We start from the raw sequence: 25228 nt of genomic DNA, 5'->3' as shown, positions 1-25228 counted from the left end.
CCGGCCCCGGAATGCCTCGCCCGGGAATGCCTCGCCCGGGAGTGCGGCTAGGAATTGACGATGCGGCGTACGTTGTCGACCGAGCCGCAGCCGCCCTTCAGCTGGTGCTCGCGCTCCTCCAGGAACGCCACGCCCAGTTCCTCGCGCCGCTCCATCGCCACGTTCTCGCGCGCGCCGTTGAGGATGGTGCGCTCTTCCTCGTCGGCGTGATGGGTGACGGCCTCCACCAGGTCCTCCAGTTTGGAGTCCCACTCGTCGGAGCCGACCTCCGCCACCTCCAGGAGTGCCAGGAGGGCCTTGTTGCCCTCGTCGTGCTCGTGCTCGCCGTGCTCGACCTCTTCGTCGTCGATGTTCTTGTACCGCTTCAGGGCGGGGTACACCTTGGCCTCCTCGGCCAGCGCGTGGGCGATCAGGAGATCCGCGAACTCCTGGCGCGCGGCGGCCCGGTCGGCTTCGACGCTCCGCATCCGGCGGAAGAGATCCTCCATGCGCCGGTGGTCCTGGAGGATGAGCTCGACGACGTCCTGTGTCTCGGCCATGGGACGGCACCACTTTCGTGCGAACGGTCAGGTCGGATCCGCCTACCCTGCCCCTGGGCGTTGATGACCTCCCACCTTCACGGCCACGACGCGCCTCGGATTCAGCCCTTCAGGTACGCCAGTACCGCCAGCACCCTGCGGTTCGCTTCCGGTGACGGTTCCAGGCCCAGCTTCCCGAAGAGCGATGCGATGTGTTTCGCCACGGCGCTCTCGCTGATGTGCAGGGTGCGGGCGATCGCCGCGTTCGAGTGGCCCTCGGCCATGCGGGCGAGGACTTCGTGCTCGCGGGGGGTCAGTGAGTGGACGCGACCGCGCTTCTCGCTGCGGGACAGGAGCTTGGCGATGACCTGGGGGTCCATGACCGTGCCGCCGGCGGCGACCGTGCGCAGGGCGTCGAGGAACTGGGCGGTGTGCGTGACCCGGTCCTTGAGGAGGTAGCCGACGGCGCCCTCCCCGGTGGCGAGCAACTCGTGGGCGTAGAGCTGGTCGACGTACTGGGAGAGGATCAGCACCGGGAGCCCGGGGCGGGTGCGGCGTGCTTCCAGTGCCGCCTTCAGTCCCTCGTCCGTGTGGGTCGGTGGCAGGCGGATGTCTATCAGCGCCACGTCCCACTCCGTGTCCTCGAGGGCCCGCCGCAGCTCCGGGCCGTTGTCCACGGAGGCGACGACCTCGCAGCCGTGCTCGCGCAAGGTGCGCGTCAGGCCGTCGCGGAGGAGGAAGAGGTCTTCGGCGAGGAGGACGCGCACGGGATCTCCAGGGTCGCGGTGGTCGGTCCGCCCGGCGGGCTGTGCAGGGCGAGCGTGCCGTCGAAGGTATCCAACCGACGGCTTACTCCGAGCAGCCCGGTTCCGCGGGCCGGGTCGGCACCGCCCCGGCCGTCGTCGGTGATGTCGACGCGCAGACACGCGCCGTCATGCGCCAGGGTGATGTCCACCCTCGTCGCCTCGGCGTGCTTGGCCGCGTTGGCGAGAAGCTCCGACACCGCGAAGTAGGCCGCCGATTCGACGGGGGAGGGCAGACGTGGCGGGGCCGGGCACGCGGAGATCCCGACGTCCAGGTGACTGTCCAGCGCCAGGGAGCGCACGGCGTCGGTCAGGCCGCGGTCGGCGAGGACCGGGGGGTGGATGCCGTGCACCAGTTCCCGCAGATCCCGCAGGGCGCGCTCGGAGGCGGCGCGGACGTCCAGGAGCAGGGCCCGGGCGGCCGCCGGGTCGCTGTCCAGCAGCCCGGTCGCCTGGTCGAGGGTCAGGCCGAGGGCCACCAGCCGTGCCTGCGCGCCGTCGTGCAGGTCGCGTTCGATACGGGTGATCTCCGCCGCGTGCGCATCCAGGGCGGTGGCCCGGCTGTCGGTGAGCCGCGCCACTCGCCGTGCCAACTCGGCCCTGGGCGGCACGGCGAGCAGACGGTGGCCCAGCCGGCCGTGCAGGGACAGGACGACACCTGACAGGCGCAGGCCCGCCGCCATGAAGGCCAGGCCCAGCAGCAGCGCCAGCGACGCCGTCGTGGTGGAGACGACCGGCACGAAGGCGTACCAGTTGCCGTCACCCAACCGCCGCCACACGAACGGCTGGACCAGCGCACCGAACGCCCCGAAGACGACCAGCGCCGGCGGCACCGAGGCGAGCGGGCCGCCCAGCAACGGCTCGAGCCACGCCCAGCGCAGATCCCGCCAGAAGCCGTCGTCGCCGAGGATCGCGGCACTGGTGCGACGCGCAGACGTGCTCCGGGGCAGAGGGTCCGGCGGGCTGAGGTGGCGGCCGCTCCAGTGAGCGGTGCGGGCGCGGTGGCGGTCGGCGACGCGGCGCAGGACGGCGGCCGCGCGGGGCAGCAGCCAGAGGCCCGGGCCGACGGGCAGGAGCAGCAGGGCGCAACCCACCAGGAACCCGGCTCCGGCCACCACGAAACCGGACAGCCCGATCAGCTGGCACCGGCCCAGCGCGACCACGTCGCCGTGCGACCACACCTTCACCCTCACGCCCCCGGATCCCCCTCCACCGTCGCGGGGATCGTAACCGCCGCGCACCTGCGCACCCAGGCCGCCGCGACCAGCGCAGACGCCACTCCGAACAGGACCATCGGTGCCGTCCGGCCCGTCTCCTCGTCCATGAACAGGAGCATTCCGAGGTTCACCAGGGCATGGAAGGCCCCCGCCAGGAGCAGCCGCGTCATGCCGCCCGACCCGTCCAGGGCCAGGCCCAGCACGACGGACAGGGCGATGGTGGCGAGCAGGAAGCCCGCGGCGTACGCCGGGGACCGGCCCAGCACCTGCACGTGCCACAGACCCCACACCGTGCCGACCGCCACCGACGTGGGGAGCGGCCCGAACCTGCTGCGCAGCAGAGGCTGCAGGAAGCAGCGCCAGCCGATCTCCTCACCGCACGCGCCGACGAGCTGCGCGACCGCGACGAGCAGGAAGGAGTGGTGCAACGTACGCGGGTCGGTGGCGTGGGGAGCGCCGCTGATCAGGGCGTACGGGCCCGCCGACAGCAGGATGATCAGGAAGGGCGTGGAGAGAAGCAGCCAGGGGGAGGACGGCCGCCTCCGGGACCCGCGGACCAGCGTCCACGTGGTCACCGGCCACAGCAGAGCGATGACCGCCACCGCCAACGCCGGTCCGAACTGCGTGAGTTGTAGCACCTCGGCCGGGACGCCCGTCGCCGGCTGGAGGGAGCCCAGTGCTCCGGCGGTCACGAACGCAAGCGTCAGGTAGACCGCTGCTCGCGCTGCCCTGCGCTCGGCCGGCCGCACCGGCCCGGGCGTCCTCGTCGCCTTGATCGTCCTGGTCGTTCGTATGGGCCCGGTCGTTCTCTTCGTCCACATGACGTCGACGATGCCGGGCCGCCCGGCGGTGCGGACTGCACCTGGATACCGAGTGGGGTGTACTTGGGTGCACCCCGGGCGCCTCCGACGGAAATGCGCCTCCAGCAGGACGCGTGAAAGGACTGGTTGCTGTGGGCGCAGGCGCAGGCGCAGGCGTGCGCCGAGCGGCGGCCGGACGGCCCGACGGCCGACCAGCCGGTGATCGACATGCTCACCGAGGACGGTGGGAGGTTCCTCTCCTTCGCCCTGGTGACGGCTCGCCGGAGGTGACCACCGGCTTGATCGTCGAGCGGGTCGGTGGCCTCGGGGTGGGCTCCCTCGACGACGCCGGGGCAGACACCTGGGAGGTACGGCGGAAGACGGCCCGGTAGGCGCTCGGGCGGTGGCCGGTGTGGCGGGCGAAGAGGGCGGCGAAGGTGCCGGGGTCCTGGTAGCCGACGGCCGCGGCGACGGCGGCGACGGTGCGGTCGGTGGTCTCCAGGAGATGCCGGGCGCGACGGACCCGGGACGACTGCAGATGGGCCAGCGGGCTGCGTCCCGTCTCCTCGGCGAAGCGGCGGAGCAGGGTACGGGTGCTGACCCGGAAGGCAGCCGCGAGGCCGGCGAGGTCGTACCGCTCCGCCAGGTTCTGGTCGAGCCGCCGCATGACCCGCTGGGAGAACTCGCGGCCCGGCTGCGGCAGGAGCCGCGGGTCGACGTACGGGGTCTGGGAGGTCCGAGCGTCGTCCACCAGTGTCAACCGGGCGGTGGTGCGGGCCACCCGGTCGCCGCTGTGCCGGCGGATCAGGTCCAGCGCGAAGTCGTACATGGCGCTGAAGGCGGCCGTGGTCGTGACACCCGTCTCGGTGACGACCAGGTGCTCGGGCCGCACGTCGGTGTCCGGGCAGCGCCTGGCCAGTTCGCCGGCGTGCAGCCACGACGTGGTCGCCCGGCGCCCGGCGAGGAGCCCGGACTCGGCGAGCAGGAACGCGCCGACGCACAGGGAGACGACGGCGGTGCCGGCGGCGGCCTGCGCGCGGATCGCCTCGACCTCGGGGCCCAGCCGGGCGAGCCGCGCGTCGAGGTCGGTGTCCGGGCGCAGTTCGAAGCCGGGGACCACGAGGACGTCCACCTCCCGCAACGGACGCACGTCCAGACTCGCCCCGCCCGACGCGGTGACCCGGCGGCGGGGCGAGACGACGGACACCCGGTAGCCGGGCGCGTCCGGCCCGGCGACATGCGCCGCCATCGTCAACAGGTCCGGTACGCCGAACACTTCGGACGCGAAGCAGTCCGGGTACGCCAGCACCCCGACCCGCAGCGCACCCGGCCCGACGCCCGCGCTCGCGTCTTCCTCCGCCATCGATCCCGCCCCCTTGGTGTACCGCCGAGGCAGGGTCGCCGACCGCGTGCCCGCTCGCCCCTCGGCGTGTGGCGAGATTACCCCCGGCCTTGGCGATCCCGCCCCTGATCCGGCGGCCGTCCTCGGGACCAGGCTGTCCTCATGAGCGACGACGATCCGATCACCGACTTCACCAGCCGGACCATGGCCGTGGAGGGGGTGGCGAAGACGGTGTACGTGGCCGGGGCCGGGCCCGCGGTCGTGGTGCTGCCCGAGATGCCGGGCATCAGCCCCGACGTCCTGCGGCTCGCGCGGTGGGTGCGGGACGCGGGCTTCACCGTCCATGTGCCGTCCCTGTTCGGTACGGACGGCGCCTTCCCCACGGTTGAGGGCGGCCGGGAGGTCGTACGCCGCGCCTGCGTCAGCGCGGAGTTCCGCGCCTTCGCCGGCGGCGGAACCAGCCCGGTGACGGTCTGGCTGCGCGGCCTGGCGCGCCAGGCCCACGCTGCCTGCGGCGGGCCGGGAGTAGGTGCGATCGGCCTGTGCTTCACCGGCAACTTCGCCCTCACCATGGCCCTGGAGCCGGCGGTGATCGCCCCGGTGGTCAATCACCCGTCGCTGCCCCTGGACGACCCCGGTGGACTCGAACTCGACGCGGCGGACGCACGGGCGGTGCGCGACCGCCTCGACCGCGACGGACTCACCGTGCTCGCCTACCGCTTCGAGGGTGACCGCTGGTGCACCGGCCGGCGCTTCGCCGCCTACCGCGCCCTGCTCGGCGACGCGTTCGACGGGCGCGTCCTGCCGGACAGCGCCGCCAACCCGGCCCCGCCGCCCTTCTTCGCCGAACTGGTCGGCACTCCGCACAGTGTCGTCACCGCGCACCTCGTCGACGAGGCAGGCCACCCCACGGTCCGGGCCCGCGACGAGATCCTCGCCTTCCTCACCGGCCGCCTGCACCCGCGGTGAGGCGCCCCGCGCTCCGGGCCGAGGGTTGCGCGCCGGGCCTGTTCAGCGCAGTACGGCCGCCAGCAGGTCGGTGCCCAGCGCCGTCAGGTCGGACACGTTGAGGGTGTGGCGGACATAGCGGCCCTGCCGCCGGGCGGTGACGAGACCTGACCGACGGAGGACGGCCAGATGACGGGAGACCTCCGGGGGTGAGAGTTCCCAGGCGTGGGCCAACTCGCCGGTGGTGTGCGGGCCACGGGCCAGCGTGCGCAGCAGCCGCAGCCGTACCGGATGGGAGAGCGCCTCCAGCCGTAGCGTCACCGTTTCCAGCGGAACGGGCTCCGCCGGAGCCGGCTCGGCCACGGCGTACTGCACCACCGGATGCCAGCCGGGTGCGTGGACCGCCACCAGGTGCGGGCGGCCGAAGACACTGGGGATGAAGGTGACCCCACTGCCGTGGGCGGAGGTCGCCTTGTCCTGCAGCTTGTCCACGACGATGCAGTCACCGTCCGCCGCCAGGGTGACCGCGCCGGAGACCGAGGCGAGCGCCGCCGCCAGACCCTGGCGCCTCAGCAGGTCGTTCTTCAGGCGCAGGTCGGTGGCGAGTCGCACGGCGGCTCCCGTCCACGCGGCGTCGAAGAACGCCGAGGCGCACTGCTCCAGGGTGTCGCGCACCCGAGCCCGGACCGCGGCAGGGTCCGCGAGCAGCCGTTCCGCGAAAGCCTCCTGCACACCGCCGCGCGCCTGGGCCACCTCCAGGGCGCGCTCGCGCGCGGTCGCGTCGGTGAGCGGGGACGTGCCCGCGAAGTGGACCCGGTTGCTGCCGCACGTGGTGACGAGCGCGGCGGTCACATACCTCTCGTCGTCGATCCGGTCCACGTCGTCCAGCTCCTCGGCGAGGGTCGGCCGGGGCCTGCCGGGGATCAGGAAGTCGGCCTGCGAGGAACGCCAGAGGAACTCCGCCTCCCTGAGCCGCTCGGCCAGCTCCGGCGGCAGTGCGGCCCAGACGTCCCCGGCCCAGTCGGCGAGCCGCGGATGATGTCCGGGTTCGGCCAGCACATGCAGCATCGCGGTCAGCTCGGCCAGCGGGGACGCGGCGAACCGCACCCGCTCGCCCGACAGGCCGCTGATGTCGATCCTCAACGTCATCCCCCCATCATCCCGGCCCCGGCCGCGGTCGCCGTCGTCGGTTGACGGTTCCCGTCAACCGACGTGCCCGCCGGTGCGCTGGTCCGCACCGTCTGACCCATGACCACCACCACCAAGATCCGGCCCCGCGCGCTCGTCCGCGCCTCCGGAGGCCCCCGCTACGCCCTCGCCCTGGCCGTGGACGCGCTCGGCACCGGCCTGCTGCGACCCTTCCTGCTCCTGTACGGGGTGACGGTGCTGAAGCTGTCCGCGCCGGTCACCGGCACCGCCATGACGGCCGGTGTCGTCGCGGGCCTGGTGTGTGTGCCCGCGGTGGGCCGATGGCTGGACCGGGGAGCACGCAGTACGGTCGTGGCGGCGTCGATGCTGGTGCGGGTGCTCGGCGTGATGCTGCTGCTGGCCACCCCGGCGGGGCACGCCTGGCCGTTCGCCGCGGCGGCGCTGTTCCTCGGCATCGGCAACCAGTCCTGGCCGGCCGCCCACGCGGCACTCGTGGCCACGGTCGCTCACGGCCGGGAACGCGACACCGCGCTCGCGGCGGCCCGCGCCCTGCGCAACGCCGGGCTGGGTGTCGGCGCCCTCATCGCCACCGTGACCCTGGCGGGCGGCACCACCGCCCTGCGGGCGCTGGCGGCCGTCACCGGGCTCGCCTATCTCGCCGCCGCGAGCCTGGCCTGGTCGGTCCACCTGCGCGCGCGTCCGGCCGCCACCCCGGGCGAGGAGGCCGGTACCGGTCCCACGCCCCGGATGCGGGCGCTGCTCGCCGCCAACGTGATCTACGTCTTCTGCCTCAACGTCCCCGAGATCGCCCTCCCGCTCGTCCTGGTGACACAACTGCACGCGTCCCCGGTGTGGTCGGCGGCGATATTCGTCGCCAACACGGTGCTGGTGGTCACCCTGCAGGTGCCGGTCACCGTCCTGATGTCCCGGTTCCGCCGGCGGACGGCGCTCGCTCTCGCCGGCGTGCTCCTCACCGCCTCCTACCTCGGCTTCCTCGCCGCCACCTCACTCGGCCACGGCTGGGGTGCCCCGGTCGTGGCCGCGGTGTCCGTGGTCTGCACCGTCGGCGAGATCGTCTACGCCGGCAGCGCCACCGCCCTCGTCACCCACCTCGCCCCCGCCCATGCCCTGGGGCGCGTCCTCGCCCGCTTCGAACTCTCCACGGGCTTCGGCCTCGCCGTCTCCCCGGCGGCCATCACCGCCCTCGCGCCGCACGGCCCGGCCGCCCTCTGGGGCAGCCTCGCCGCCACGACACTCCTGTCCGCCTCCGCCGTCGCCGCCGAGTCGTGAGGGACACGGTCCCCGAAGCGCGGCGTCGGTGTCAGCGGGCGAAGACGTCCGCGAACTTGCGGCCCTCGACCACCGGATACGCGAAGTCCGTCGCGTTGAAGGCGGTCGCGTACGACGTGGTCAGTCCCGAGGTCGTGCCGCGCAGCACCCACGCCGCCCCGTCGTCGTACCCTCCGGGCACCACGTCCTCGCCGAACGCGCCGATCGCCAGGTCCGCCCTGCCGTTGCCGTTGATGTCGCGCAGCCGCAGCGACGAGCCGAAGTGGTCGCCCGCTTCGGCGGCGCCCGGCACGCCCGGCGTGGCCTGGTGGAAGGACTGGGCCCCGCTCGTGGTCAGCCCGGCCGAAGAACCCTTGAGCAGGGCGACGTCCCCGACGTTGCGGTGACCGTCCACGTCCTCGTACGAAGCGCCGACCGCGATGTCCGCGTAGCCGTCGCCGGTCGCGTCGCCCACCGCGACCGCGGCGCCGAAGTCGTCGCCGCTCTCGTCGGTTCCCGGCACGCCGGGACTGGCCTGGGTGTACGTCCTGCCCGTGGCGGGCAGTCCGGCCGCCTTGCCGTACCGCACGGTGAACGAACCGCCCTTGCCCACGTTCTCGTTGCCGGTGACCAGGTCGTCGTATCCGTCGTGGTTGATGTCGCCCGCCGCGACGGCCCGGCTCCAGACGGTCCCGCCCGCGGCGCCGCTCTCGGCGAGCACCGAGTAGGAGGAGCCGATGTCGCCCGGACCGCCGCGGAGAAGACCCAGGTAGCTGCTGGTCGAGAAGCCGTCGCTGTCCACGCGCCGGCCGTGCAGGACGAAGTCGCTGCCGTCGGTGCCGGAGAAGTGCCCGGCGACGACACCGTCCAGGCGTACGCCCTCGGGCAGGAATCCCACCTCCGGTGCCAGCGCGCCGTCCTGGGTGGGCTTCCCCTCGCCGTACCACCAGAAGGTGTCGGCACCGACGACGACCAGGTTCCCGGCACCGTCGCCGTCCAGGTCCGCGAAGGCGGCACCCGACCCGAACCCGTAGGCCTCGGCGGTCGGCGCGGTGAGCACGGTGCCGCCGGACGTGAACGGTTTCGCGCCGCCCCAGACGATTGTCACCGATCCCCCCGGCTTGCCCGCGACCTGCTCGTACGGTGCCCCGACGATCAGGTCGGCGTAGCCGTCGCCGTCGACGTCACCACTGGTGACGTTCGCGCCGAACTGGTCCACGGACTCCGAAGTACCCGGCACACCCGGAGAGTTCTGGGTGATGTTCACCGATCGCGCCGGGGTGACCCCGGACGCCGAGCCGAACAGCACGGTGACCGTGCCGCCGCTCGCCTTCGGCGTGCCGATGGCCAGATCGCGATACCCGTCACCGTTGAAGTCGTCCCACAGCCCGGAGGGCGCCGCCACGGCGGCCGGAGCGCCCAGCCCTGCCACGGCAAGGGCAGCGGACACCGCGACGGCGTAGGTACGAATGCGCAAGGTCGTGCTCCTGTCAGTGATCCCACGTCTCAGCGACGTACGACGTCCGCGGTGACCAAAGGGTTGTACGCGCAGGGTCCGCGCATCTCAGGTGCGGTGCTCTTCGACGCCTGTTGCGGGGCCAACTCCCATTGCAACCAGTGCCGTTGTCCATGAGTCTCATCTGGTGACGGCGAGTGGAGGCGCAGGTGGACGAGCGCGAGCCCATCCTGAACGGCGACCCGGACGAGCGCGCTTCTCTCTTCGGGTGGAAGGCGCCGGCGGTCGCCCTCGCCATCGTGGTGTGGACGGCCTTCAGACCGCCCGTGCCGTTGTGGCTCTATGTTCTTTGCTGGGCCGCCGCGCTGGCCGCGGCGGACGGTGTCGCCCGGCTGCTGCGTCACCGAGGTCCGGCCCCTCGCCGGGGCGGCCCGATCCCCGCCCCGGACCACCTCGCAGCGCACCTGCCGCGGCTGGGCCCGGACTCGTGGCTCCTGGACCCCCGTTGGACCAGGGCCCGAACGGCCGCCGCAGGATTCCTGGTGTTCGCCACCCTCGCCGGAATCATGGGATGGAACGCCGCGCAGGAGTACCGGATGCTGGCGACTCTCCGCGACCAGGGCCGTCGGACCGAAGCCACCGTGGTCGAGATCACCGGTCGCACGGAGGAGGGCCGGCCGGCCGCCGTGACCGTCCGCTTCGAGACACCGTCCGGCCCCGTCCAGGCGGATGTGGATGTCACGGGCAGCGCGGCGAGCGAGGCGAAGCCGGGAGCGCGGATACCCGTCGCGTACGACCCGGCGACCCCCACCCAGGTCGTCCAGGTCGACTACCTCGACGGACGCGACGCCGCGGGCATGCGCGAGGGCTCGATCGTGATCGGGCTGCTCGCGGCGGGCTTTCTGGCCGGAGCCACTTGGGAGGCCGTACGGGCCAGGCGGCGAACGAACGCCGACACGGCACCGCATGACCACCGAACCTGAGCCACGGCCCCATGAGAGTTCGGCGGCCCGGCCGCACGAGCGGCGGGAACCGTCCACCCCCTGTGGCCGTCTTGTGCGCTGACTGTGCACGAAGCAGGGGGGACGCTGTGACGCGGAACATGGCGAAGGTCGGTCTCATGGCGGTGGCCATGGCGACGGTGTGGGGGGCCTCGGCCTGTGGCGGGGAAGGCGGCACGGCGGACCGGGGGAGCGGCGGGAAGTCCGCCGCGCACGGGAAGGCGGAGACCCGGACGCGATCCGGGAACGGCGCGCCGTCCGGTTCGTCGTCGAAGTCCGCCGCGGCCGTGGTGAAGATGTCCGGGCTCGCGCGGAACGCGGCCTCGCCCGTCACCCGCAAGGTGCCGTGGAACCTGGACATCCTGGACCAGCGGGCACGGCCGCTGAACGGGAAGTTCACCACCACCGCCACGGGCAGGGGCGTGCACGTCTACGTGATCGACACCGGGATGGACATCGGCCACAAGGAGTTCGGCGGACGGGCCCACCTCGGCGCCGACTTCGTGGGCCCCAAGGACTCCGGTGACTGCTTCAGCGAGGCGGGGACCGGCCACGGCACGTTCGTCGCGGGGATCATCGGCGGGGCGAAGTACGGAGTCGCACCCAGAGCCGACCTCGTACGGGTCCAGGGAATCATGTGCGAGAGCGACGGCGGCGGCTCCCCGGCACAGGCCGAGGCCGCCCTGGTGAAGTCGGTCAAGTGGGTCACCGCGCACGCGCAGAAGCCCGCGGTGGTGAACATGTCGCTCAACCTCGACCACCGGTCGGCGGCACTCGAGTCCGCCGTGAAGAAGATGGTCGACGCCGGACTCCCCACAGTGGTGTCGGCCGGCAACTTCCACGACGACGCCTGCAAGCACTCCCCGGCCGGAGTCCCCGGCACGATCGTCGTCGCGGCCTCCACCTCGAACGACCGCGCATGGAGCGACGGCGGCTCCTACGGATCGGGCTACGGACGCTGCGTGGACCTGTACGCCCCCGGCCAGAAGGTGACCGCCGCGCTCGCCGGCGGCGGTACGACCACGGAGGACGGCGGCGCCACGTCCTGGGCCGCTCCGCACGCGACCGGCGTGATCGCGCTGTACCTGTCGGCACACCCCCACGCCACGGCCAAGGAGGTCCACGTCTGGCTCGACCACACGGCCACCCGGGGGGTCCTGCGCGGAGTCCGCTCCGACACTCCCAACCGGCTGCTGAACACGGGTGGCCTCTGACCCTTCCCGGCCGCGCCGGCCGCGCCGGCCGCACGGTCACCCGGGCGCGCGGCGGAGGAGCGCGCTCGCTCCGCCCCGCGGCCGTTGCCGTTCCCTCCTGCCCGGCCCGCCCCTCCACCGTGACGGGGCGGGCCGCCGGCGTCTCCGGCCGACCGCGCAGACGGGTGCCTCCCTCGGCCGCATGCCCGGGGGCCGCACGCCCGCGTTCCGCCATTCGGCCGCGGTCGGCTCGCGCGCGTCGCCGGGCGGCGGTGCCGTGGACACAGACGCGTGCCGACGCCCACCGCAGAGAGGCGTCCGGCCGTCAGCCGTGTGGAAGGACAGGGCATGCACATATCCGGACCGACAGCGGGCCGTCGCGTGTGTGCCGCGGTCATCGCCTCCTTGGTGACCTGCTCGACCGCTCTGACCGGACAGCTACCCGCCGCCGCGGGAGGCGCCCCCACACCCACGGTGCCCGAACTGGACTGGAGACCCTGCGTCCAGGGCAGCCCTTTCGACTGCGCGACCGCGACCGTGCCGCTGGACTACGACAACCCGGGCGGCCGTGCCATAGAACTCGCCGTCGTCAGACGGAAGGCGACCGCCCCCGGCCGACGCGTCGGCACCCTGCTGTTCAACCCCGGCGGGCCCGGCGGACCGGGAACGGTCCAGATGCCACAGAACTACGAGGCCTTCCCGCGCGAGGTACGGGAGCGGTTCGACATCGTCAGCTGGGACCCCCGCGGGATCGGCAGCAGCACCGCGGTCAACTGCTTCGCGACCTCCGCGGAAGCCGCCGCGTGGAAGGCGAGCAAACCGGCCGGCATCCCGGTGGGCGCACGGCAGCGGGCCACCGTGATCGCCGCGTACCAGGACCTCGCCCGACGCTGTCAGCGGCGCGATCCCGAACTGCTGCGCCACGTGTCGACCACCGACACCGCTCGCGACCTCGACGAGCTGCGCAAGGCGGTGGGCGATGCACAACTCACCTACCTGGGGATCTCCTACGGCACGATCCTGGGCAGCACCTACGCCAACCTGTTCCCCGGCAGGGTCCGCGCCATGGTCCTCGACAGCGACATCGATCCGCAGGCCTGGACGAACCACGCCTCCGACAAGGACCCACGGCTCACCACGTTCCTGCGCATGGGCTCGGACCGCGCCGCGGCGGCCGTCCTGGACCGGTTCCTCACCTTGTGCGGATCCACCGACACCGCGGGCTGCGCCTTCTCCGCCGGCAGCCCGAAAGCCACCCGCGACAGGTACGACCAGCTGATGCGGCGGCTACGCGCACATCCCGTGGGTGAGTGGACCTACGGCCGTACCGTCGCCGACGTGGTGAGCAGCCTCTACTTCGTCCACCCGGGCTGGACGGACCTCGCCGGCCGGCTGCGGGACCTGTGGCAGGGCCGCGCCCCCAAGCCGTCCCCGCTCCCGCCCCCGCCACCGGTTCCGCATCCGAATCCGTACGTCGGCGAGGAACAGGCGAGCGCGGTGCTCTGCGGCGACAGCCCCAATCCGCGGGACCCCGCCGCCTACCCCGCGATGGAAGAGGCCGCCGCCGGCCGCGCGGGCGACGCCGGACGCTTCTGGACCTGGGCGTCTGCGGCCTGCATCACCTGGCCGGCCGTCGCCGCCGACCGCTACCGCGGCCCGTGGAACAGGCCGACGGCACACCCCGTCCTGCTGGTCGGCACCAGGTACGACCCCGCCACCCCCTACGCGAACGCGCAGGCGCTCGCCGGGGAACTGGCCGACGCCCGCCTGCTCACCAACGAGGGGTACGGCCACACCGCCCTCACCAACCCCAGCAGCTGTGTGAAGACGTACGAGAGCCGGTACCTGATCGACGGCACACTCCCGCCGCCCGGAACGACCTGCCGGCAGGACGAGCCCCCCTTCCCGGCACCCAAGCCGGTCGGCGGCATGGCCACCGGAGGCGGCGGCTTGGCGGCCGCCTCCTGAGCCGGCACAGCACTCCGCCGAGGGTGTCACCGGCACCACCCCCGATCCGGTGTCCAGGCCCAGGGACGTCGGCCGCGGCCGACGGCAGTCTGGACACGTCGGCGAACGGACCGACGCGCATCCCACACACGGATTCGGGGGAACTCCCATGAACGAACGCTTCGTCAGGCGCCTGACCGGCATCGCGGGCATCGTGACCGCCGTCGCCCTCATCGTCGAAGTGCCGTTGTACTTCGTCTACTCGGGCCCGCCACCGGACGCCAACGTGCTGACCAGGCTGCTGATCGGCATCGTCGGCATCACCTCGCTGGCCGTCTTCGCCACCTCGTTCCGGGAACTCGTCAGACTCGCACGGCCCGACTACGAGTGGGCCGGCTCGATGGCCCTTGCCATCGGTCTGGTGTACACGGCGATCGCCCTGGTCTAGACCGGGTTGGAGGCAGGTGCGGTGATCGCCGCCGACCGTCCGGTCGATCCGACGATCACGGTCAGCGGCACCTACATCCTCTACGGCACGATCTCCCGGCTGTTGCTGGCACTGTTCCTGGCAACGCTGGGACATGTCGTCTGCCGTGCCGACTTGCTGCCGCGCTGGGTCGGCCGCTCCGCCTACCTCCTCGCGGGTGTCAACCTGGCTTTCGTACCGTCCCTGTTCTTCGGCAACACCCCGGCCCATTTCTACGCGGCCAACGGCTGGGGCACCACCGCTCTCATGGGGGCGCTCCTCAGCTACTGGCTGCTGGCCGCCGGCATCTCGACCTACCGCAGCTCCACCCCACTCTGAAGCCGGATGCCTGCCGACCCAGCGGCGCACAGGAGGTGGAACGTGGCGTCGGCCTCAGGAGGTCAGGCGGGCGGCGAGGCCGTGGTAGCCGTGGTCGTGGAGGCGGGCCGCCGAGACGGGGAAGTAGCTCTTGTCCGCCACGACTCCCAGACCTTCGACCATGCGGTTCATGAAGTTGAACAGCGCGCCGACCATCACCGCGTCGTGCAGGGCGCGTTCGTCCCAGCCGGCCGCGAAGACCGCTTCGGCGTCCGCCGGGGTGAGCAGGGCCGGGGTCCGGGTGAGGATGCCGAGATAGCGCAGCACGGGCTTGAGCTTCTCGTCGACCTCGGCGCCGTCCAGATCGGCGAGTGCGTCGGCCAGCAGCCCCTCGGGAACGCCGAAGGCCTCCGCGGTAGCGGTGTGAATGCCGTGGCAGTACGTGCAGTCGTTGAGACCGGAGACGTACGCCGCCATCAATTCGCGTTCGGCGACGGTGAAGGGCGACTCCTCCCGGAGGACCGACTCGTGGAGCTCCAGGAGCGGCCGCGAGGTGCGCGGGTAGGCCTCGAAGACCTGGAGGAGCGCCGCGTCCGCGGGCAGGGACTTCAGGTAGGTCATCGTGCCGTCATCTCTCCAGGGGCCGGGCGCTGGGCCAGCCGGTCGATCTCGTTCCTGCGCAGCCAACACGCCGCCAGATGGGCGGAGGTGGCGGGGCCCGGGTCTCCCAGATCGCAGTAGGCGAACATGCGCAGAGTGTCCTTCCACGCCTTGCGCAGGGCGGCGGGCGGCGACGCCGGTCCGACGGCGGCGGTCAACGCCGGACGGGCCTCGCGCCAGCGCTGCGCACCGGCCTCGACAAGGGCCTCGAAGGTCACGGTCGCCCGTACGCCGTGCCGGATCCGGTCCACGGCCAGGAGCACCTGCGCCGGGTCGTCGGTGAGGGCCGCCAGGCCCAGGCCGGCGAGGAGGCGTTCGGCCTCCAGCCCCATGAGCAGCACACCGGTCTCGGTCGTCCCGGGCTCGTCGACCGGGGTCAGGGAGAACCGGGTGTCGAATGCGTCGAGGTCAGACACCGGCCATCACCCTGTCGTCGGTGCCGCGCCTGCCGGAACTCTCCTGGAGGCCGACGGCGACCGCCGTCGCCACCCGGGCCGTCGCGACGCGGTGGCCGTCGATGTTGCGGGCCGCGGGACCCAGCACCATGCCGGCGGCGGCGCCGACCGCGAAGACGCGCGGCGCGTTGCGGAAGGCCAAGGTCTTCTCGTCGAGGTCCGGCCAGCCGTCACGCGCCGCGGCCACGCCCGCGGGCAGCAGCCGGTCGCCGCTGGATACGGCGGTGCCGAGAGCCAGCACGGCGTGGTCGGCGACCACGCGCTCGCCGTCGGAGAGGCGGACGGCTACCCGTCCGGCACGCTCGGGCAGCAGCCCGGTGACCGCGCGGCCGCGGTGGACGATCAGCCGACCGTCGGCCTCGGCGGCCTGCATCCGCGGGCGGAACTCGAACATGACGGACGCCCTGCGCTGGCCGCCCATCAGGGTCAGGCGGTCCTCCCAGCTCGTCCCGTCGAAGCGGGCCCTGCCCTCGGCCCGGAAGAACGACGCGTTGACGTCGGCGCACTGATAGCGCTCTTCGGCGGCCCGCACGATCCAGTGGACGCGCTTGCCGTCGCCGAGGGCGTTCGCGATCAGATGGGCGGCGCTCAGCCCGGCGCCGATGACGGTGAGGTGCTCGGCGTCCTGGGGTACGGGCTCGTCCCAGTAACTGACGCCGGGCGGAACGGAGTCACCCTCCCACCAGTCGCCGGGGGCGGTACGGCGTTCCTCGCCGAGGCAGAGGACGGCGTAGGGCGCGGTGACCGAGATGCCGTCGGCGTGCACCGTGACCGCGTCGGCGGTGGGCCGGACGTCCCGGACGTCGGCCCGCCATGTGTGCTCGTCCACGTGGTGGAGCGTGGCCACGTGCCGGCAGTAGGCCTCGAACACGTCGACGGGCACCACGGAGCGGTGCCCCGCCTGGGCCATGCGAATCTCCCGGCGTTCCACCGGGGTGAGCCGGGACCAGTTCAGCCGGGCGAAGTCGAGCAGCTCGCAGTCGCGGTAACCCTCGACTCCGGGGTGGTGTTCGTACGGCGAGCGCAGCACGCGCTGCTTGAGCGTGTCGATGCGTTCGAAGAACCGGCCGCAGGGCCGTCCGTCGCGGTCGAGCAGGACGACGTCATGGACGCCGAGGTGCCACAGCGCGGAGGCCGTGGCGAGGCCGGCCGGGCCGGCGCCGACGATGACGACGTCGGCGGTGGCGGGCACCGCGTCCGCACTGACGGCCCGGGGAGCGCTGACCGGGGCCGGGGCCCAGTCACGGCCGCGGGGCGAGTCGAGCAGGTGGGGCTCGGGAACGAAGGTGGTCACCCGATGACCGTCACCGGAACGATGATCTCGATGACCGGTCGCTGGGGCAGGCCCTCGGCGACGAGCCGGTCGAGGGTCTTCGCCGCCGCCTCCGGACTGTCGGTGGCCACGGGGGTGTACCGGGAGTACGAGTACGTGGGCCTGCGGCCGACGGTCTCCAGCGAGTACATCTTCACCACCGCCTCACCGGGGCGCACTTCACCGCCGTAGAAGGTCAGGCGACGCTGGTCGGGGGTGATGAAGGACTTCGAGAACTGTCGTGACATCACGAGGGTGTCGGCGTCGTTCACGAAGACGGAGTCCTCGTCCGTGGCGGCCTGCATGGCGACCCACGTACGGTCCGTCAGATTGGTCTCGGACTTGATCACCTGCCAGCGTCCGGGCTCGGGAAGATTGACGCACACCGAGACGTCGTGGTCGACCGTGTCGATGGCTCCGGAAATCATCAGCACCCGGCGTCGTACGTCGGCGACCCCGGCCATTTGGATATCGCGAGCCCGTACTCGCGAGGAAACATCTATCCCCGACACTTCAAGCGACGGCATTGCATCTCTCCGAATTCTTGACAGAGACCCCTGGTGTCACAAGTGGGACCGAGATTTTCACAGGCCCCACACCCTGTCAAGCACGCTTGTGCGAAGCGTAGTTGGATGTTCGACAACTGGCCGGGGCGGGAACCGGTCGAGTAACCGCCGTCACGCCGCCCGACCGGTCTCGAGGTCGATTCCCGGCGCTTCGCCGGCGGATCCGACGTAGGCGATCTCGAACATGTCGAAGTCGCGGATGCGGATCTTCATGACGAGACCCCTCCGTAACCGGACGAAGAACTCCTGCGGCTGCGCCGTGACTTCGGACGTGTCGTACGTCCTGAAGACCGTCCTGTCGACGATGGCGAACAGCGCCTGGTGCACGGCGTTCCTCTCGATCTGGTTCGCCGTGCCGGACCACTGCTCCAGCAGGTCCCAGCCCGCGACGAGCCGGAACGCCGGGCGTCGGGCTCCGGCGCCCTGGGTGCCCGGCTCCAACTCCGCGCGGCGCAGGGACTGGAAATCCGTTTCGACGGGGCGCCCCAGCAGGGTGCAGGCAAGACGCAGTTGGCTCCGCACCAGGGGCGCGGCCCGGTGGCGCAGCACGGCGCGCAGAATGCGCTCGGCCGTCCAGCTGTCACCGGTGCCGAGGTACCGTAGGGCCTGCTCATGGAGGAAGTCCACTTCGTCCTCGCTGAGTTGACCGCCCGAGCGGGCCAGGTGGTCGATGCGCAGTTCCCGTCCCGAGACCGTGGCCGAAAGCTGCTCCTCGGAGTTGGCGAGTTCTTCCCTGCGGATGTCGACCAGTCCCTCGGACTGATCGGCGAGCGTGGCGAAGAACTCCCGGCTGCCGTCGTCGAGCAGGTCGGCGTCGATCACGTCGATGCGACACGGTCCCACCTGCTTCAGCCAGGCGCGGGCCACCTCACGGAAGCTGCGGATCACGCGCTCTTGATGGAACAGGCGGAGGCGGTCGGGAGGCAGTCGCCGGGCAGCGTCGACGCGCTCCTCCTGGTCCCCGGGCGTGGCGCTCGCCGGGTCGTCGGGCGCGATGAGCTTCAGCCCGACGCGGGCCGGCCGCGACCAGGCAGCGGTGACGCCCGCACCCATCAGAGCCCGCACGGGCAGGAATCCGATCAGGCCGCTTTCGGCTCGCACGGTGAAGTGCCGCATCTCTACCCCAGATTCGAAGGGCCCGGACAAGGCCGGGCGCAAGCGGGAATTTCCACCGCCCGCGGAGCGGTGGCGCTGTGTGCCGACGGGCCGCCAGGTGTTGTTGTCGCCCCAGGAACGCGCTGCCTCCGGCGTTAGACGCAACCGCCACAGAGTTCATCCGGCCCTCCTGGGAAAGCAGTTCCGGCAGTCCGACACTTTTGAAAGTAGGCACGTCTCCGCGCGCCGACATCTTCCAAATTGCTTTTGATCCTGCGGCGTTCCGCAATCCGGCCCATCTCGCCAAGTAGCCCTTGCCAGACGCCCGGGCGGCTTGCTGGCAGGCATGCGGATGTTCAAGCGGATGTTCAACTCGCCGGCCGGAAGCTCCAGGGTCCCGAGGGCGAGGCTCGCGCGCGGCTCGGCCCGGAGAGGATCCGGCGGAGCAGGCGCTGCGTGATCTCGAAGCTCGGCATGGCCGGAGGTCGTCCCCGTCCTCCAGGCACCGCCGCGACCCCATGTGAGGATGTGGCCATGACGTCGCTGAGGAACCGCGGGAGCCGGTCGGCCAGGCTCCTGGTCGCGGTCGGTGCCGCACTCGCACTGACCGCCTGCGCCACGAGTGCTTCCGACGACGGCGGTTCCGGAAGCCGTGAGGCGGAGTACAAGCGTGTCATCGAGGACCCTCACCCGAGCCCTGCCGACGTCGTCGAGGCCGCCGGCGCACCCAGTGGCGTGGCCCGCGCGGACAACGGCTCGCTGCTCCTGACGTACGACGCCGGAAACGTCGAGGACGACGAAGGTCCGGCCGCCTTCGCCTGGCGCATCGTGGACCCCGACGGCCGAACGGTCGCCGAGCACGCGGAACACACGGACGCGGAGGCGGCGCCGGTCGCGTTCGAAGGAGTGCGCGGTGGCTTCGTACGGGTGCCGCCCGGCGAGGGAGTCGGGGGAGCGTACGCCCTCGACGTGGACGGCAAGCGGCACAAGGTGGTGATCGCCGAGACCGCCCTGCGCACCCGTGCCGGCGACATCCTGCTCGCCGCACCGGAGCCGACTCTGGTCTACCGGCCTGCCACGCGCACCCTGGCGCCCCCGGCCGGAGTCCCGGCGAACGGCATCCGCTTCGCCGTGGACGAGCGGGGCACGGTGTGGAGCCTCGACCAGCCCCTGACCGAGGAACCCCACCGCGTCGTACGGCAACGCGGCGGTCGCACGCTCGGCAGCATCGCCGTCCCGAAGCCCTACACGGGAGGCGTTCTCGCCGCGCGGGGCGGCACCGCGGCGCTGTCGCTCATCCAGGGGGACGGGGTGCGAGGCCTGCTGATGACGACGGACGGCGGCGGACACTGGCGGACAGTGCTCGGCGGTGGGATCCCCTTCGAGTCCCTGAAGAGGGGACCGGAGGCACTCGTGCTGGAGGCGCTTGCGGACGGGCGGCTCCTCGTCGGCGAGGAGGGCGGCCGCTACTGGCTTGCCGGCGACCGCACCAACACCGTCTTCCGGGAGTTGAGGACGCCGGTGAGATTCACGTCGCTCACCGTCGACGGCACCACGCTCTTCGGCATCGCGGACGCGACGACGGCGACCTACGACTTGGTCAAGGGCGAAGGTCTATGGATCTCTGGCGACGGCGGACGCCAGTGGCGGCGCTACCGGCAGCGCTGATGTCGTCCGGTCGGCACGGTCTGGCCGGACCGGTCCTCCATGAGGCGTCGGCCTGGCCGGGCCCCAGGCTCCGATCAGTGCTTGAAGCTGTCCTTGGCCCTCTCTTTGGTCTCCCGGGCCTTGCCCCGGGCCTCGAGTGCGGCGCCCTTGGCCGCGACGGTCTCCTTGCCCACGGCGTGAGCCGCCTTCCTCACCGCTTTCCCGACAGCCTGCTCGCCCATGGCCATGGCCTTCTGTCCGGCACTCATGGCGGTCCCTTCATCGGCACTTACCCGTCCACCTGCCCCTGTCCCTGACGCGGAAACGGCATACGGCACATAGGAGACTTTGTGGCCTCTCGGTGTAACGGATGAGGGCCATTACGGGACGTGCCGGCGGTGCCAGGGGGCAAGAACAACTCGTCCACGCCGGATAGCGTCGTCTCGTACCGCGCCCTCGTGCGGGAAGGGGAAGCGTGCAGGATCTGCCCAGGTCGGCGACGGAGCCCGACGGCTCCGTGGTGGTGCGTGTGCTCAGCTACAACATCCGCTCCATGCGCGACGACGTCGCGGCCCTCGCCCGGGTGCTCCGGGCCTGCCGCCCGGACGTCGTGTGCGTTCAGGAGGCGCCGCGGTTCTACGGCTGGCGCAAGGCCGCCGCCCGCCTCGCGCGGAACTCCGGGCTCGTGTACGTCTCGGGCGGCGCCCCGGCCGCCGGCCCCATGATCCTCTCCTCTCTGCGTGCTCACGTGGAGCGCGTCGAGGACGTCCTGCTGCCCCGTACCCCCGGCCTGCACCAGCGGGGCTTCGCGACAGCCGTGCTGCGGTTCGGCCGGGCCCGGCTCGGGGTGCTCAGCTGCCATCTGAGCATCGACGACCATGAGCGCTACGAGCAGGGGCGACTGCTCCTCGAAAGGCTGTCCGCCCTGGACGTGCCGTACGGCGTCGTCGGGGGCGACTTCAACGACCGGCCCGACGGTCGTACCTTCGGCCTCCTCGCCGACGCCCTGCGGGACGGCTGGGCGACGAACCCGTGGGGGAGGGAGCACACCACGCGGCTGGGCGATCCGCTGCAGCGGATCGACGCGGTCTTCACGACGGAGGGAGTGGAGGTACTGGGGTGCGGGGTGCCGATGGGCCTCCGCGACGTCCGGGAAAGAGATCTTCGGGCAGCCACGGACCACCTGCCGGTGCTGGCCGCCTTGCGGGTGCCCACCGCGTAGCGGATGGCTTCGATCAGCGGCACGCTGTGAAAGCTGTCGTATGAGCGGGCCGGTTCGGGGGTAGAACAACTGCTGGCTTCCGGCGTCGCCGGAGCCGGAGCTGCCCCCGGAGACAGGGCCGCTCCCGAGCATGGACGAAGGATCGGCATACATGGCCAGCGGTACCGTGAAGTGGTTCAACTCCGAAAAGGGTTTCGGGTTCATCCAGCAGGACGGCGGAGGCCCGGACGTCTTCGCGCACTACTCCGAGATCCAGGGAAGCGGCTACCGCGAACTGACCGAGGGCGAGCACGTCACCTTCGACATCGGGCAGGGCCAGAAGGGCCCGCAGGCGCAGAACATCGTCCGCGGCTGATCGGGCGTCGCACACACCGGAGGGCGGCTGCCGTGCGGGCAGCCGCCCTCGCTCTAGCGCTTCCTGCCGCCTTCTTCGCGCGCCTGCTTGAAGGCGTCCGAAATGGTCTCCGCGGCGCCGGAGAGGGCTCCCTTGGTCACTCCGCGGGCGCCGGACTCGGTGAGCTGTCCCTTGAGTTCGGTGAGGCCGGCCGGTTTGCGCGGCCCGGATTCCAGGTCGAGGCGGTTGCAGGCCTCGGCGAAGCGGAGATAGGTGTCGACACTCGCGACGACGATCCGTATGTCGATCTTGAGTATCTCGATGCCGACGAGGGAGACGCGTATGAACGCGTCGATGACGAGCCCGCGGTCGAGGATGAGTTCCAATACGTCGTACAGGCCGCTGGAGCCGCCTCCGCCACCCTGTTGTGTCGCCACGGTCATCGCGACCAACCCCTGTCGTCTGATTCGGCCTGGACCCGTAGGTGGTGCCCGCCGGCAGCACGGTGACCTCGGTGTCCATTGCCGCCGAGCAAGCTTCCCCGTGCGGATGCCCCGCCGGTTCCCGAGGAAACACCAGTGCGAGGGCGACGAGGTGCGTTCGGCACGACCCCGATGGGAGCCGCGCCCCGTTGTGCCGCTGCGGCCCAGGTCAGAGCCGGGGTGAGCACGGGAGGTCGTCGGAGGGCCGCCTCTCAGGCGGAGCTGTGGTCCCTGTGGTCAGGTACGGCTGTGCAGGTGGAGGTGGGCCACGACCTGCTTGCCGGTGTCCAGGGCGATGGTGTGCAGCTGAGCGCACAGCCGGGTGACGAGGTGGAGGCCGTGGCCGCCGACGCGGCGGGCATCACGGTCCCGCGGCTCGGGCGGGCGGGAGGAGCCGTCGCGCACGGCGATCCGCAGGAGGGCGGCGTCGGGTATGACCTCCAGCTCGAGCCCACCGGGGCCCGGTGCGTGCCGGTAGGCGTTGGTGACGAGCTCGCTGACCACGAGCTCGGCGTCCTGGGACGCCCGGTGCTCCGGTGGGTGCCCCGCACGGGTGAGCAGCGCGCGCACGGCTTGCCTGGCTTCGGCGACGGGCGGGTGGTGTGCGTCCCAGACGGTGCTGTACCGCAGGGGCGCCGTCGGTTCTCGTTCATCCGGTGCCTGATCTGTGAGCGCAATGGCCATGGCAGCGTTCCCGTTGGTCGTTCCTTACCTGGTCACGTCGTGTAGCTGTCGGGCTGGTTCGCTTACCCGCTGTCGTCGCACTCATGGGTTCGATGTCAGCTGGCAGCCGTGGGGCCGGTGCGGGCGATCCTGAAGTGGTCGTATGTCCCGCTGAGCGTCAGCAGCCGGGTGACGGCCGGTTGCAGGGGCCCGAGGAGGACGAGGTCGCGGCCGTCGGCATCGTGGCGCCGGCGGGCGTCGAGCAGGGCGTTGAGGAGCATGCTGTCGGCGAAGGTGACCTGGGAAAGGTCGACCGCCGTGGTGGAAGGTGCTGCCTGATCGGCCTCGGCGAAGGCTGCTTCGACGGCCTCGGTGTGGTCGTGGTCCACTTCCCCGCGCATGGTGATCAGCGAGACCTGCTCATAGCGTGTGACGTGCACTTTCGTCTCGAAGGCGGCGGGCATCGCGCCATCTTCACACCAGGTCCCCGCAGAATCCAATCGCACGGAAGTGCGGTTTTCCGGACTACGTGAAACAAAGTGGTCCGTGTTCCGCTCGTATCGGCGTGCCCGCTCCGGCTGACGCACGGTCGGCACCCGCGCGATGCGGGCTGTGAGGGCGGGAACGGTGATGAGCCGGCGTCGTCCGTCGGCGAGCGGTCACAGGCTGGCTGCCGGCGGTGTGCGCTGATCGAGGGTGAGGATCCCGTCGACCATGTGCGCGGTCTGAGCCCCGCGTTGGCGGTCTTCGCATTGCTCGAGGAGCGCATAGCCCTCGCAGAGCACGGCTTCATGTCCGTTGTAGGACTCGAGGTTGACGACGGCTGCTTCGAGATGTCGGATCTCGGTGGCCAGCATCGGCACACCGTCGGCTCCCCGATCCATGGCCGCGTGGGCTCGTGCGCGAAGGGGCGGCAGCAGTTCCGCGCCGCTGGCGTTGCGGATCGTATCGGTGTCGCCGACACCGGCCAGCGTGAGGCGGGCCCGGGCGTGTTCGATCACGCGGACCAGTGCCCGGTATTCCCGTACGGACAGCTCGAAAGCCGAAAGGTGCGAGCGCGGACGGCCGTCGAGGGGCGCGGTGTCGTGTGTGGGATGCGGATCACCGGCATGTCCTCGACTGCCGAACCTCGACATCGATCCCCCCAAGAACAAGTGCAACGGCAGATGCCGGCGTACTGGTGCCCCACCCCTGGCAGTTCAACACTCAACTGTTGCCCCCCCCTGAGAGTCTTTAGCCAATCTTGATCGACTCACCGTCGAGAAGTCTCCGGAGGCTCTGCACGTGGAGGTCTGCCAGGAGTTCTACGGCGACGCCGCGACCTACCGGGACCCCGAGGAACTGTGGCGGGACGAGGCGTTCATGGGGGAGGAGGGGAACCCATCTGGGGGTCTTCGGGTTCTCGGGCGACTGAGTCCGACCGGAGGAGTGTGCAGAATGCGGTGTGCTGCGGGCGATGAGAATTCCCCAGCTCGACGGGGCGCCGCGGCTGGGCGACCGGCCCGGCCTCCGCTCGCGTGCTCCAGGCCACGCGGGCGAAGGCGGACGCAGCGAACGCGTGAGCCTACAGGTGTGCCGCCAAGGCGGAGTAGACCTTCCGCCAGGCGTCGGCGCCGGCTCGCTGGTCGTAGTCGGCCGGACGGTCGGCGCAGGCGAAGCCGTGACGGGCTCCCGGATAGGTCACCAGCTCGTGCGGCACCCCGGCCTTGGTGAGCCGCTGCTCGGCCTGCTCCCATTCCTCGGCCGGAATGATGTGGTCCAGCTCCCCGCGGAAGCCCAGCACGAACGCGCCCCCCGCGGCGACGCGTTCACTGGTCTCCAGCGGGGGCACGGGACCGACCAGGGGGAAGCCGGTGTTGAGCAACCAGCCGGGGTAGAAGACCGCGGCCAACTCGAAGCTCAGCTCGGTCGCCGCCCGCATCGCGATATGGCCGCCCATGCTCAGTCCGAGGAACGCCACGCCACGCTCCCCGGCCTCGGCGCGCGCCGCCGCCAGTGCCGCGGAGGCATCGGCGACCAGCTCATCCCGGTCCAGCGCACGCATCAGCCCCAGGCCGTCCGCACGCTCCTCGGCGGAGTATCCGAGTCCGGTGCGGCGGGCACTGCGCCAGTAGTAGTCGGGCGCCAACGCGGCGTACCCGGCCTCCGCCAACTCCGCGCAGGTGGCGCGGGCGTAGGCGTTGACTCCGTACAGTTCGGAGCAGACCACCACGGCGCCCCGTACCTCTCCCGCGGGTCGGTGCACATACGCCTCGATGCCGCCTGCCTCGCCGAGCGTCTCCCACTGACCGGTCATGGCTACCCCCGTGTACACGATGAGGGGTGCAACTCTAGTGGCAGGCAACGGAGTTCAGTGCCGCACAGC

General features: G+C 71.7%; 26 protein-coding genes and 1 pseudogene. 9 read left to right on the top strand and 18 right to left on the bottom strand.

Features of this window, described 5'->3' with window-relative positions:
- Window positions 1-47: 47 nt before the first annotated feature.
- The 5 genes from ACF08B_RS30510 to ACF08B_RS30490 form a co-directional block, all read right to left on the bottom strand.
- Window positions 48-539, bottom strand: a complete 492-nt coding sequence (locus ACF08B_RS30510; RefSeq protein WP_392320367.1) for a hemerythrin domain-containing protein — start codon at window positions 537-539, stop codon at window positions 48-50.
- A 101-nt stretch (window positions 540-640) separates the two neighbouring features.
- Window positions 641-1285: a response regulator gene (locus ACF08B_RS30505; protein WP_392320366.1), complete on the bottom strand. Its 645-nt coding sequence runs from the start codon at window positions 1283-1285 to the stop codon at window positions 641-643.
- Window positions 1237-2514, bottom strand: a complete 1278-nt coding sequence (locus ACF08B_RS30500; protein ID WP_392320365.1) for a sensor domain-containing protein — start codon at window positions 2512-2514, stop codon at window positions 1237-1239. The genes ACF08B_RS30505 and ACF08B_RS30500 overlap by 49 nt, the downstream gene beginning before the upstream one ends.
- Window positions 2511-3230 (bottom strand): CPBP family intramembrane glutamic endopeptidase, encoded by a 720-nt coding sequence (locus tag ACF08B_RS30495; RefSeq protein ID WP_392320364.1) that lies wholly within the window; start codon window positions 3228-3230, stop codon window positions 2511-2513. Before ACF08B_RS30495 ends, ACF08B_RS30500 begins: the two co-directional genes overlap by 4 nt.
- A 340-nt stretch (window positions 3231-3570) precedes the next feature.
- Window positions 3571-4701, bottom strand: coding sequence for a GlxA family transcriptional regulator (locus ACF08B_RS30490; protein ID WP_392320363.1), 1131 nt, complete (start codon window positions 4699-4701; stop codon window positions 3571-3573).
- Between the two features lie 141 nt (window positions 4702-4842).
- Between ACF08B_RS30490 and ACF08B_RS30485 the strand changes: the two genes are divergently transcribed.
- Window positions 4843-5649: a dienelactone hydrolase family protein gene (locus ACF08B_RS30485; protein ID WP_392320362.1), complete on the top strand. Its 807-nt coding sequence runs from the start codon at window positions 4843-4845 to the stop codon at window positions 5647-5649.
- A gap of 42 nt (window positions 5650-5691) precedes the next feature.
- Here the strand turns inward: ACF08B_RS30485 and ACF08B_RS30480 are convergent, their stop codons facing one another.
- Window positions 5692-6777 (bottom strand): DUF5937 family protein, encoded by a 1086-nt coding sequence (locus tag ACF08B_RS30480; protein ID WP_392320361.1) that lies wholly within the window; start codon window positions 6775-6777, stop codon window positions 5692-5694.
- A 99-nt stretch (window positions 6778-6876) separates the two neighbouring features.
- Between ACF08B_RS30480 and ACF08B_RS30475 the strand changes: the two genes are divergently transcribed.
- Window positions 6877-8067, top strand: coding sequence for an MFS transporter (locus ACF08B_RS30475; protein WP_392320360.1), 1191 nt, complete (start codon window positions 6877-6879; stop codon window positions 8065-8067).
- Window positions 8068-8098: 31 nt separating this feature from the next.
- On the opposite strand, the gene ACF08B_RS30470 is transcribed toward ACF08B_RS30475, so the two are convergent.
- Window positions 8099-9523 carry an FG-GAP-like repeat-containing protein gene (locus ACF08B_RS30470; RefSeq protein ID WP_392320359.1) on the bottom strand — a complete coding sequence of 475 codons (1425 nt, stop codon included), beginning with the start codon at window positions 9521-9523 and terminating at the stop codon, window positions 8099-8101.
- 188 nt (window positions 9524-9711) lie between these two features.
- On the opposite strand from ACF08B_RS30470, the gene ACF08B_RS30465 reads away from it, so the two are divergent.
- The 4 genes and pseudogenes from ACF08B_RS30465 to ACF08B_RS30450 all read left to right on the top strand — a co-directional run bounded on the left by ACF08B_RS30465 (window position 9712) and on the right by ACF08B_RS30450 (window position 14536).
- Window positions 9712-10485: a DUF3592 domain-containing protein gene (locus tag ACF08B_RS30465; protein ID WP_392320358.1), complete on the top strand. Its 774-nt coding sequence runs from the start codon at window positions 9712-9714 to the stop codon at window positions 10483-10485.
- Window positions 10486-10592: 107 nt separating this feature from the next.
- The gene (locus tag ACF08B_RS30460) at window positions 10593-11717 is read left to right on the top strand and encodes a S8 family peptidase (RefSeq protein ID WP_392320357.1); all 1125 of its coding nucleotides are present in this window, start codon (window positions 10593-10595) and stop codon (window positions 11715-11717) included.
- A 327-nt stretch (window positions 11718-12044) separates the two neighbouring features.
- Entirely contained in the window at window positions 12045-13664 is a 1620-nt protein-coding gene (locus ACF08B_RS30455) for an alpha/beta hydrolase (RefSeq protein ID WP_392320356.1), read from the top strand.
- A 148-nt stretch (window positions 13665-13812) separates the two neighbouring features.
- Window positions 13813-14536: pseudogene (locus ACF08B_RS30450) on the top strand (hypothetical protein).
- Here the strand turns inward: ACF08B_RS30450 and ACF08B_RS30445 are convergent.
- The 5 genes from ACF08B_RS30445 to ACF08B_RS30425 all read right to left on the bottom strand — a co-directional run bounded on the left by ACF08B_RS30445 (window position 14503) and on the right by ACF08B_RS30425 (window position 18536).
- Window positions 14503-15048 carry a carboxymuconolactone decarboxylase family protein gene (locus ACF08B_RS30445; protein ID WP_392320355.1) on the bottom strand — a complete coding sequence of 182 codons (546 nt, stop codon included), beginning with the start codon at window positions 15046-15048 and terminating at the stop codon, window positions 14503-14505. The pseudogene ACF08B_RS30450 and the gene ACF08B_RS30445 sit on opposite strands and share 34 nt — an antisense overlap.
- Window positions 15045-15503, bottom strand: coding sequence for a DUF6187 family protein (locus ACF08B_RS30440; protein ID WP_392320354.1), 459 nt, complete (start codon window positions 15501-15503; stop codon window positions 15045-15047). Before ACF08B_RS30440 ends, ACF08B_RS30445 begins: the two co-directional genes overlap by 4 nt.
- Window positions 15496-16836, bottom strand: a complete 1341-nt coding sequence (locus tag ACF08B_RS30435) for an FAD-dependent oxidoreductase (protein ID WP_392320353.1) — start codon at window positions 16834-16836, stop codon at window positions 15496-15498. The genes ACF08B_RS30440 and ACF08B_RS30435 overlap by 8 nt, the downstream gene beginning before the upstream one ends.
- On the bottom strand, window positions 16833-17318 hold the full coding sequence (locus tag ACF08B_RS30430) for a DUF6423 family protein (protein WP_073896318.1): 486 nt from the start codon (window positions 17316-17318) through the stop codon (window positions 16833-16835). Before ACF08B_RS30430 ends, ACF08B_RS30435 begins: the two co-directional genes overlap by 4 nt.
- A gap of 213 nt (window positions 17319-17531) precedes the next feature.
- A complete protein-coding gene (locus ACF08B_RS30425) occupies window positions 17532-18536 on the bottom strand; it encodes a DUF6235 family protein (protein WP_392320352.1) in 1005 nt (334 codons plus the stop codon).
- 513 nt (window positions 18537-19049) lie between these two features.
- Here ACF08B_RS30425 and ACF08B_RS30420 point away from each other — a divergent pair.
- Window positions 19050-20183 (top strand): hypothetical protein, encoded by a 1134-nt coding sequence (locus tag ACF08B_RS30420; RefSeq protein ID WP_392320351.1) that lies wholly within the window; start codon window positions 19050-19052, stop codon window positions 20181-20183.
- 74 nt (window positions 20184-20257) lie between these two features.
- Here the strand turns inward: ACF08B_RS30420 and ACF08B_RS30415 are convergent, their stop codons facing one another.
- Window positions 20258-20431 carry a hypothetical protein gene (locus ACF08B_RS30415; protein WP_176985880.1) on the bottom strand — a complete coding sequence of 58 codons (174 nt, stop codon included), beginning with the start codon at window positions 20429-20431 and terminating at the stop codon, window positions 20258-20260.
- Window positions 20432-20637: 206 nt separating this feature from the next.
- On the opposite strand from ACF08B_RS30415, the gene ACF08B_RS30410 reads away from it, so the two are divergent.
- Entirely contained in the window at window positions 20638-21384 is a 747-nt protein-coding gene (locus ACF08B_RS30410) for an endonuclease/exonuclease/phosphatase family protein (protein ID WP_392320350.1), read from the top strand.
- A gap of 151 nt (window positions 21385-21535) precedes the next feature.
- On the top strand, window positions 21536-21739 hold the full coding sequence (locus ACF08B_RS30405) for a cold-shock protein (protein ID WP_073896324.1): 204 nt from the start codon (window positions 21536-21538) through the stop codon (window positions 21737-21739).
- A 53-nt stretch (window positions 21740-21792) separates the two neighbouring features.
- Here the strand turns inward: ACF08B_RS30405 and ACF08B_RS30400 are convergent, their stop codons facing one another.
- From ACF08B_RS30400 to ACF08B_RS30380, 5 genes are all read right to left on the bottom strand, one after another.
- A complete protein-coding gene (locus ACF08B_RS30400) occupies window positions 21793-22161 on the bottom strand; it encodes a gas vesicle structural protein GvpA (protein WP_093480289.1) in 369 nt (122 codons plus the stop codon).
- A gap of 276 nt (window positions 22162-22437) precedes the next feature.
- On the bottom strand, window positions 22438-22884 hold the full coding sequence (locus tag ACF08B_RS30395) for an ATP-binding protein (protein ID WP_392320349.1): 447 nt from the start codon (window positions 22882-22884) through the stop codon (window positions 22438-22440).
- 95 nt (window positions 22885-22979) lie between these two features.
- Window positions 22980-23327: an STAS domain-containing protein gene (locus ACF08B_RS30390; RefSeq protein WP_392320348.1), complete on the bottom strand. Its 348-nt coding sequence runs from the start codon at window positions 23325-23327 to the stop codon at window positions 22980-22982.
- Between the two features lie 195 nt (window positions 23328-23522).
- Entirely contained in the window at window positions 23523-23864 is a 342-nt protein-coding gene (locus ACF08B_RS30385; protein WP_392320347.1) for a hypothetical protein, read from the bottom strand.
- A gap of 563 nt (window positions 23865-24427) precedes the next feature.
- Window positions 24428-25159 (bottom strand): dienelactone hydrolase family protein, encoded by a 732-nt coding sequence (locus ACF08B_RS30380; protein WP_392320346.1) that lies wholly within the window; start codon window positions 25157-25159, stop codon window positions 24428-24430.
- Between the last annotated feature and the right edge of the window lie 69 nt (window positions 25160-25228).

Origin of the sequence: Streptomyces sp. NPDC015139 (assembly GCF_043079785.1) — a bacterium.
In the GTDB taxonomy this organism is placed as follows: Bacteria; Actinomycetota; Actinomycetes; order Streptomycetales; family Streptomycetaceae; genus Streptomyces; species Streptomyces albidocamelliae.
This window is presented reverse-complemented; position numbering and strand designations above follow the sequence as displayed.

Bases quoted from the DNA above. Each gene is read 5' to 3' on its own strand.
- ACF08B_RS30510 (WP_392320367.1), bottom strand. From the start codon at position 539: ATGGCCGAGACACAGGACGTCGTCGAGCTCATCCTCCAGGACCACCGG.
- ACF08B_RS30490 (WP_392320363.1), bottom strand. From the start codon at position 4,701: ATGGCGGAGGAAGACGCGAGCGCGGGCGTCGGGCCGGGTGCGCTGCGG.
- ACF08B_RS30485 (WP_392320362.1), top strand. From the start codon at position 4,843: ATGAGCGACGACGATCCGATCACCGACTTCACCAGCCGGACCATGGCC.
- ACF08B_RS30480 (WP_392320361.1), bottom strand. From the start codon at position 6,777: ATGACGTTGAGGATCGACATCAGCGGCCTGTCGGGCGAGCGGGTGCGG.
- ACF08B_RS30475 (WP_392320360.1), top strand. From the start codon at position 6,877: ATGACCACCACCACCAAGATCCGGCCCCGCGCGCTCGTCCGCGCCTCC.
- ACF08B_RS30455 (WP_392320356.1), top strand. From the start codon at position 12,045: ATGCACATATCCGGACCGACAGCGGGCCGTCGCGTGTGTGCCGCGGTC.
- ACF08B_RS30445 (WP_392320355.1), bottom strand. From the start codon at position 15,048: ATGACCTACCTGAAGTCCCTGCCCGCGGACGCGGCGCTCCTCCAGGTC.
- ACF08B_RS30430 (WP_073896318.1), bottom strand. From the start codon at position 17,318: ATGGCCGGGGTCGCCGACGTACGACGCCGGGTGCTGATGATTTCCGGA.
- ACF08B_RS30425 (WP_392320352.1), bottom strand. From the start codon at position 18,536: ATGCGGCACTTCACCGTGCGAGCCGAAAGCGGCCTGATCGGATTCCTG.
- ACF08B_RS30420 (WP_392320351.1), top strand. From the start codon at position 19,050: ATGACGTCGCTGAGGAACCGCGGGAGCCGGTCGGCCAGGCTCCTGGTC.
- ACF08B_RS30415 (WP_176985880.1), bottom strand. From the start codon at position 20,431: ATGAGTGCCGGACAGAAGGCCATGGCCATGGGCGAGCAGGCTGTCGGG.
- ACF08B_RS30405 (WP_073896324.1), top strand. From the start codon at position 21,536: ATGGCCAGCGGTACCGTGAAGTGGTTCAACTCCGAAAAGGGTTTCGGG.
- ACF08B_RS30400 (WP_093480289.1), bottom strand. From the start codon at position 22,161: ATGACCGTGGCGACACAACAGGGTGGCGGAGGCGGCTCCAGCGGCCTG.
- ACF08B_RS30395 (WP_392320349.1), bottom strand. From the start codon at position 22,884: ATGGCCATTGCGCTCACAGATCAGGCACCGGATGAACGAGAACCGACG.
- ACF08B_RS30390 (WP_392320348.1), bottom strand. From the start codon at position 23,327: ATGCCCGCCGCCTTCGAGACGAAAGTGCACGTCACACGCTATGAGCAG.
- ACF08B_RS30380 (WP_392320346.1), bottom strand. From the start codon at position 25,159: ATGACCGGTCAGTGGGAGACGCTCGGCGAGGCAGGCGGCATCGAGGCG.